The organism is Ruminococcus sp. AM26-12LB, assembly GCF_003480785.1.
Lineage (GTDB): Bacteria > Bacillota > Clostridia > Lachnospirales > Lachnospiraceae > Blautia_A > Blautia_A fusiformis.
Genome location: NZ_QUJX01000034.1, coordinates 8,040 through 11,914, shown reverse-complemented (window position 1 = coordinate 11,914; position 3,875 = coordinate 8,040). Strand labels below are relative to the sequence as shown.

The 3,875-nt window shown below is 43.3% G+C and carries 1 protein-coding gene; it reads left to right on the top strand.

All coding sequences use genetic code 11. The annotated features are described in order from the left end of the window. Window positions 1–30: 30 nt before the first annotated feature. Window positions 31–3,875: DUF3849 domain-containing protein (locus DW694_RS16505; RefSeq protein ID WP_286187285.1), on the top strand; the 3,845-nt coding region annotated here is incomplete at its 3' end.

Here is a 3,875-nt window from a genome sequence, read left to right as displayed (position 1 = left end):
TGGCGGGGACATAAAATGGAGGGTTTGTTTATGGCAAATAATATAGAGAAACAGTTAAAGGAAATATCGGAACGGCTGGAACAGGGCGTAAAGGAGATTTTTACTTCGGAACGATATACGGAATATTTGAATACCATGTCCAAGTTCCATAATTACAGTTTTAATAACACCCTTCTGATCACCATGCAGAAACCGGAGGCTACTCTGGTGGCAGGGTATCAGGCGTGGCAGAAGAAATTTAACCGCCATGTAAAGAGAGGGGAAAAAGGAATCCAGATTATCGCACCGGCACCCATCCGTGAGAAACAGGAGATTGAAAAGATTGACCCTGTAACAAAAGAGCCGGTGATCGGGGATGACGGTCAGCCGGAAACAGAGATTGTGGAGATGGTCATTCCAAGGTTTCGTGTGACAACGGTATTTGATGTCAGCCAGACAGAGGGAGAGCCGATTGTAGAGTTGGAAGTACCGGAACTTACCGGGAGTGTACAGTTTTATGACACGTTTATGGAAGCATTGCAGAACATTTCTCCTGTGCCAATCCGCATGATGGAAATAGAAGGGGAAGCAAAGGGGTATTATCATCAGACAGAAAAGTATATCGCAATTCAGGAAGATATGAGTAATCTTCAGACCATGAAAACCGGAGTACACGAAGTAAGCCATGCATTGCTGCATGACCGGGAGGTAATGGATGCGGAAGGGATTTTAAAAGACCGGACAACCAAAGAAGTGGAAGCAGAAAGTATTGCCTATATTGTCTGCAACCACTTTGGTCTGGATACTTCCGAATACTCTTTTACCTATATTGCCAGCTGGTGTGAAAGCAAGGATATGAAAGCACTCCGGGCATCTATGGATACCATACGGAAAACGTCTGCGGAAGTCATTGAGAATATCGAGACACAGATGCACGAGCTGGAAATGGAAAGACCAGTTCGGGATACTTTTCATAAGGAAGATTTAATTCTGCATCTTTCAGGCAGTATGGGTTCCGAGTTTACTTATGATCTGATCGAAAACATGAGCAGGGAACAGTTAGAGCAGAATGTGGGGGAATACGTCCGCCTTCTGGAAAGTGGTGAGATAGAGGAAAATGAGAAACCACTGGAAAGTTTTCTGGAAGAAAAAGGTGCTGCCGTCACACCACTCTATGACAGCAGTGGGCACGGAGAGAACTATCCGATTGATTTTTATGATGTGGAATATGATGCTGACACAGGCGTTACTTATTTTTCTGACCTTTCTCCGAAAGATCAGGCAGAGATGCTGGTGCAAAAAGCAGAGTTTCCAAGAAATATTTTTTCGGAAAATGAAAAGGCATTTGTAAATGAATATGCAGACACCTCCCCTGGACAGGTGGAAAGTCTGACTCACCTATTATGGGATATGATGGAATCTTACGATGAAGCCGGTTCAAAGCTGGTGTATGAAGTGATCCAGGCAGCAAGGGCGAACTTCCAAGCGAAAGAGCCGGAAATTGCAGAAGAAACAGCCATGCAGTATGCCCACCGTCTGATTGAAACAGCAGAAGCTGCCAATACGGGAGATTTCACAGATTCCCAGAGAAATCTTATTGTGAATTTTGCATATAAGATGGATGATAAAGACGAAGTGCTTGGACTGGTGAACCGTATGATGACTGCAATCCGCAGACCGGGAAGTGAATATACGAGAAGCCTTATGAATGAAATACAGGCACAGATTGACAATTTCCCGGATGGCATGGTTGGTTTTACAGAAATGCACGAGGCAGGAATCCAGTTAGACCATATGCTTCCGCTTACGAAAGACCGTGCATATGAATTGTACCGTGGAGGGGCAGAAATTTATGTGTTACATGGAAATCAAGAGAATCCACAGCTGGCAGAATCAACACTTGTAGACACAGAAGATGCAATTCTTGGATATGACGGTATCTTTGGAATCACAGAAACAGAATGGGAAGTGCAGAAAGAAAGAGAAATATCTGCTACAAAACAGGAAGCACTGGAACAGCAGAGTGCAGAAAAGATTGATGAGACACTTCTTCTGCATGGAGAAAGCGGAAGGTTTGCCATTTATCAGATGGATAGTGGGGATGAGCATACTTATCAGTTTATGGGAATGGAATCCGCAAAGAGTCTGGGATATACCATTGACGGAAAGGATTACCGGATGGTTTATGCAGCACCATGGATGCCAACAATCACGTTAGAAAATATATTTGAACGCTTTAACATTGACCGACCGGAAGATTTCCGTGGTCATTCTTTATCGGTAAGTGATGTGATCGTGATAAACAGGGGTGCAGAGATTACAGCCTATTATGTAGATTCTTTTGGATTTCAGGAACTTCCGGAGTTTGTCCAGCAGAGAATGAACATACTGGAACATAATTCCGTCAGGGCATATCCGCCAGTTTATAAAGGAACATTGGAACAGGCAATGGGAGAACGGGATGTGGATGCTTATCTGGATTTGAGAAAGTTAAACCTGGACTGCAAGAAAGCAATCGAAGAAGCTATCCGGGAGAATTTTGACGGGCTGCACTTAAAGCAGAATGCAGCAAAAGAAGTCGTGGAACGCTTTGGGGAAGAACGTATGAATTTTGTTATGGCAAATACCATCCAGGAACTTTCCCATGATGGAAGATTCTCCAGACAGAACAAAGACTGGGCGGAGCATATTGAAGTCCCGGAAAATATCAGCCGGGGCAGAAATCTGAATCTGGATTATGTGATCGAAAGCCACCCGGCAGTTTTAGATGGGTTTATCGACATGGCAAGAGCTGAGATTCGGATGCAGAGGATAGAACAGGCGATAGGAGAAAACGAAGTGACGATTACGGCAGAGACAAGAGGGTATGAAGCAGAAGGACATAACGGAACATGGCATACGGTTGATGAAAAGGAATATGCCGGGGAGAAGTTTTTCTTAATGGAACAGGATGAATTTGGATCCGATGTGGCAGGCATTATCGTAGCAGAAAATGGACAGCTTGTAGCGGAGGACTTATGGAACGGGTTTGACGCAGGAGCATTGGAAGCAGTTTCAGAATATTTGCAGGAAAATGGAACAACACTTTATGACTTGACGGAATTCCCGAAAGATTCTGTTGTAACCCTGCGGAGTGGACAGACACTTACAATCGAAGAAATACAGGCAGTACAGAAAGATACCTGGGAAGAAACGATGGCAGGAAAAAATGAATCTGGAACGGATGTCCGGTTTAATTTTCATGCAGTCAGTGAGGTGCAGCTGCCGGAAGGCATAAAGTTAAAAATGCCAGAGATTCATTACATTGATAATTTTTATGTGATGGAAGATGTAAATGCAGAGGGTGTAGTAAAAGTAAACCGGTATGAATCACTGGATGAAGCGATGCAGGAATATTTACGTCTGCCAAATCATCAGAAAAAAGTGCTTGGTATCCAGAATACGGAAACGATGCAGGAAAGCATGGATTTTATCCGATGTGAAAACGGGATAGATCGGCTGACCCATGCGTATAAACAGATCGGAGGGTGGCTGAATCCAGAAATATATGAAGTGGTAAATAAAATGGAAAACATGCTGGACTGGAATGAGGTACAGATTGCATATCAGATTGGAAAACAATACTTTACAATCCAGACCGCAGAAGATGGTTATGACTATACATTTTATAATGAAGATTATCAGGAGGATGATGGAGGAATCTATGACAATCCGACAATCTATGTGGATAAAGCTGCCAGTGATATTTTAGAAGATAAAGGGTACTCACTGGAAGATGCAAAAGTAGTGGATTATGAAGAACTGATGGCAGATGTGGAAGAAGTTCAGGAAGAACAGATGCAGCGGATACAATTAGAAAAGAACTGCCCGGCAAGTATTTTTGAAGGATTTCGCAG